The organism is Dietzia sp. B19, from assembly GCF_014145155.1.
GTDB classification, from domain to species: Bacteria; Actinomycetota; Actinomycetes; order Mycobacteriales; family Mycobacteriaceae; genus Dietzia; species Dietzia natronolimnaea.
This window is the reverse complement of record NZ_JAALED010000234.1, coordinates 1-3,449: the sequence shown is the minus strand read 5'-3', so window position 1 is coordinate 3,449 and position 3,449 is coordinate 1. Positions and strand designations below refer to the sequence as shown.

At 70.9% G+C, this 3,449-nt stretch carries 4 protein-coding genes; 2 read left to right on the top strand and 2 right to left on the bottom strand.

The genetic code is table 11. The features are described from left to right. A partial coding sequence (locus G6020_RS07760; RefSeq protein WP_182610230.1) for an ATP-binding cassette domain-containing protein occupies nucleotides 1-1,389 on the top strand: 1,389 nt, incomplete at its 5' end. A 44-nt stretch (nucleotides 1,390-1,433) separates the two neighbouring features. Continuing rightward, nucleotides 1,434-2,012 (top strand): dihydrofolate reductase family protein, encoded by a 579-nt coding sequence (locus tag G6020_RS07755; RefSeq protein WP_182610229.1) that lies wholly within the window; start codon nucleotides 1,434-1,436, stop codon nucleotides 2,010-2,012. A gap of 76 nt (nucleotides 2,013-2,088) precedes the next feature. On the opposite strand, the gene G6020_RS07750 is transcribed toward G6020_RS07755, so the two are convergent. Together G6020_RS07750 and G6020_RS07745 are read right to left on the bottom strand one after the other, a co-directional pair. Continuing rightward, entirely contained in the window at nucleotides 2,089-2,625 is a 537-nt protein-coding gene (locus tag G6020_RS07750) for a ferritin (protein WP_179525999.1), read from the bottom strand. 212 nt (nucleotides 2,626-2,837) lie between these two features. Then, nucleotides 2,838-3,449: SDR family NAD(P)-dependent oxidoreductase (locus G6020_RS07745; protein WP_182610228.1), on the bottom strand; the 612-nt coding region annotated here is incomplete at its 5' end.

Below are 3,449 nucleotides of genomic sequence, written 5' to 3'. Positions count from 1 at the left end.
GCCCGCCCGCCCGCGGTCGCATACCTGCCGCAGCTGCTCGTCGACGCCTCGCCCGGCCGCACCCTCGCCGACGAACTCGGGATAGGCCCGCAGCTCGCGGCGCTGCATCGGATCGAGGCGGGAGAGGGCGACGACGACGACTTCGCCCGCATCGGTGATGACTGGTCCGTCGCCGAACGGACCCTCGCGCTGCTCGACCAGCTGGGCCTGCCCGCCGAGTTGACCAGACCCGTGGGCGAGTTGTCCGGCGGGGAGCGCACGCTCGCGGCGGTGGCGGGTCGACTCCTGGGGCAGCCGAAGGTGCTGCTTCTCGACGAGCCGACCACCAACCTCGACCGACCGGCCCGGGCCAGGTTGTTCGCGGCGCTCGAGGGGTTCGTCTCCGCAGGGCGGCGGATCGCTGTGGTGGTGAGCCACGACCTGGAACTGCTCGAACGGGCCGATGCCACGGTGGAGCTGCGGTCCGGACGATGTCGACTGTTCGGGGGGCCGTACTCGCTGTACCGGGAGGTCGTCGACTTCGAGCAGTCGGCCGCGGTGCAGTCGCTGGCGGACGCCCGCAACGAGCTGCGCGCGGAGAAGCGGGACAGGGTCGACGGGATGGAGAAGGCGAGCCGCCGACTCGCGCAGGGGCGTCGGGTGCAGGCCGCCGGCGGGATGCCCAAGATCCTCATGAACGCACGTCGCAGGTCCGCCCAGGAATCCGCGGGCAGACTACGCGCGGTCCACGAGCAGGGAGTCGAGCAGGCGCGCGCGCGGATGCAGGACGCCGACGCCGCCGTCCGCCGAGAGGAGGTGTTGCGGATCCCGATGCCCGACCCGGGGCTGCCGGCCGGGCGGAGCGTGATTGACACCCTCGATCCGGTCGCCGGTCGCATCCACCTGACCGGGCCTGCGCGGATACGGCTCGCCGGCCCCAACGGCAGCGGCAAGACCACGCTGCTCCGGCGCCTGTTCGGTGACGGGTCCGCCGGAGCTGGTGACGACGAGGCGGCGCACGTGCCCTGGGCTCTGCTGCCGCAGGATCTGCGGGTCGAGCATCCCGACAGGTCGGTGGTGGACGCGATCCGGGCGGTGCGCCCTGAGGCCGATCCCGAGCAGGTCCACGCCCACGCCGCGCGGATGTTGTTCACGGGGGACGCCGGGTTCCGCCGCCTCGCCGAGCTCTCCGGTGGCGAACGTCTGCGCGCGGCGTTGGCGGCGAGGTTGTTCGCGCGGCCGGTTCCGCAGTTGCTGATCCTGGACGAGCCCACCAACAACCTCGACCTCGCCGGCGTGGAGGTGCTCGCCGACGCTCTCGCGCGGTGGCGCGGGGCCCTGGTCCTGGTGAGCCACGACGACGGCTTCTGTGCCCGGGTGGGGGTGGACGACGTGATCCGGCTCGGCTGACCCGCTCAATTTCCCCTGATCACAGACCACGAAGGGACTCACCCATGCGCAAGCTCATCTACTACATCGCCGTCACCGCCGACGGGTTCATCGCGGACCCCGACGGACGGACGGACTTCTTTCCGCTCGAGGGCGACCACATGGCCTGGCTCGTCGAGCACTATCCGGAGACGATCCCCGGTCACATCCGCGGCGCGATCGGGCTCGCGGGGACCGCCCCATGGGTGTTCGACACGGTTCTGCTGGGCCGGTCCACCCATCAGGTCGCTGTCGACGAGGGGCTGGCCAGCGGCTACCCGCACCTGCGCCAGTACGTGGTGACCCATCGGCCGGGTGATCTGCCGGCGGAGACGGGCCTCACGGCGTCGGACGAGGACCCCGTGACACTGGTCCGACGACTCAAGGCGGAGAGCTCCCCGCTCGACATCTGGCTCTGCGGTGGCGGGGAGCTGGCAGCGGCGTTGGTGGACGAGATCGACGAGTTCCGGCTCAAGGTCAACCCGGTGGTGATCGGCCGGGGGCGACCGCTGATCGCCGGGTCCACCGGTGCGCGGTCCCTGGTCACGCACCGGCGGATCGGGTTCGACAGCGGGGTGAGCTACGTGGAGTACAGCTGCGCCTGACCCGCCCGCGCCCGCCCCGCCAACACCAGCCCCGCCCGTACCGGCCGAGCCCGCTCGCCGGATCCGGGATGTCCGGTCAGACGGCGCCGCCGGCCACCGCGGGCGGGGTGCCGGTGTTGGTGGAGGTGTCGGTCTCGCGTGCGAGGTATTCCTCGATGCGGAACCAGTCGTTGTCCGCGCGCTCGGCGATCGCCACCAGGGTGCTCATGTTGGCGACCTCCTCGACCTGCTCACGCAGGAACCACAGCATGAACTGCTCACCCAGCGGGTCGGACTCGGCGCGGGCCGCCTGGAACATCGACTCGATCTGACGGGTGACCTGCTTCTCCTGCTCGAGCGCGTAGCGCAGGGCGGCGACGGGGCCGTCGAACTCGGCCTGCGGGCCGGGCACGGCCGGGATGGTCACCGGGATGTCGCGGTCGAGCATGTACTGGACCATCATCATGGCGTGGTTCCGCTCGCCGAGGCTGTGCTGGTAGAAGCGCCCGGCGAGCTGGGGCAGGTCCTTGGCGTCGGCCCACACTGCGATCGCGATGTACTGCTGGCTCGCGGCGAACTCGTGACCGACCTGCGCGGACAGGAGCTCGGTGAACGACGACGACTTCTTGGCCATGATCATGGCACCCTTCCTCTCGGGGGACCTCGACGGGCGTCGAGGTTCGCCCGGGGCATGTTGCGCCCCAGGGGTCCCACAGTAGGGCCGGCAACCGCGTTTTACCAGGTCAGTAAGCCTAACCGAACATCGGTAAGCCTGGCCTTGTCGGCGGGACCTGCCAACGGGGTCCCGCGCCACCGCGCCACCGCGCCACCGCGGGACCGTACCACTCAGCGCCGGTGCGCCCGCATGGCCGAGTGCTGGTCCCGCGGCTTGACCACGATCTGGTCCAGGTTGACGTGCGACGGCCGGCTCGCCACGAACCCCACGATCTCGGCGACATCCTGCGCGACCATGGGGGTCAATCCCTGGTAGACGGCGCCGGCCTTGTCGTCGTCGCCGTCGAACCGCACGAGTGAGAACTCGGTCTCCACCATTCCGGGCGCGATCTCGGTGAACCGCACGGGTTGGCCCAGGTGCTCCCCGCGTAGCGTCCGGTGCAGCACGGCCTGCGCGTGCTTGGCGGTGGTGTAGCCGCTGCCCTTGTCGTAGGACTCCAGCGCGGCGATCGAGGTGATGGTCACCACCAGGCCGTCGCCGGTCTCCACGAGCACCGGCATGAGGCCGCGCACGAGCCGAAGAGTGCCCAGGACGTTGGTCTCCCACATCCACCGCCACTGCTCCTCGTCGGCGTCCATGACGGTGGTCGTGCCCTTGGCGCCGCCGGCGTTGTTGACCAGCACGTGGAGCCGGGGGACGGCCGCGCAGAACGCCTCACACGAGGCGGGATCGGTCACGTCCAGGGGCATGGCGGTGCCGCCGATCTCGTCCGCGAGCGCCTG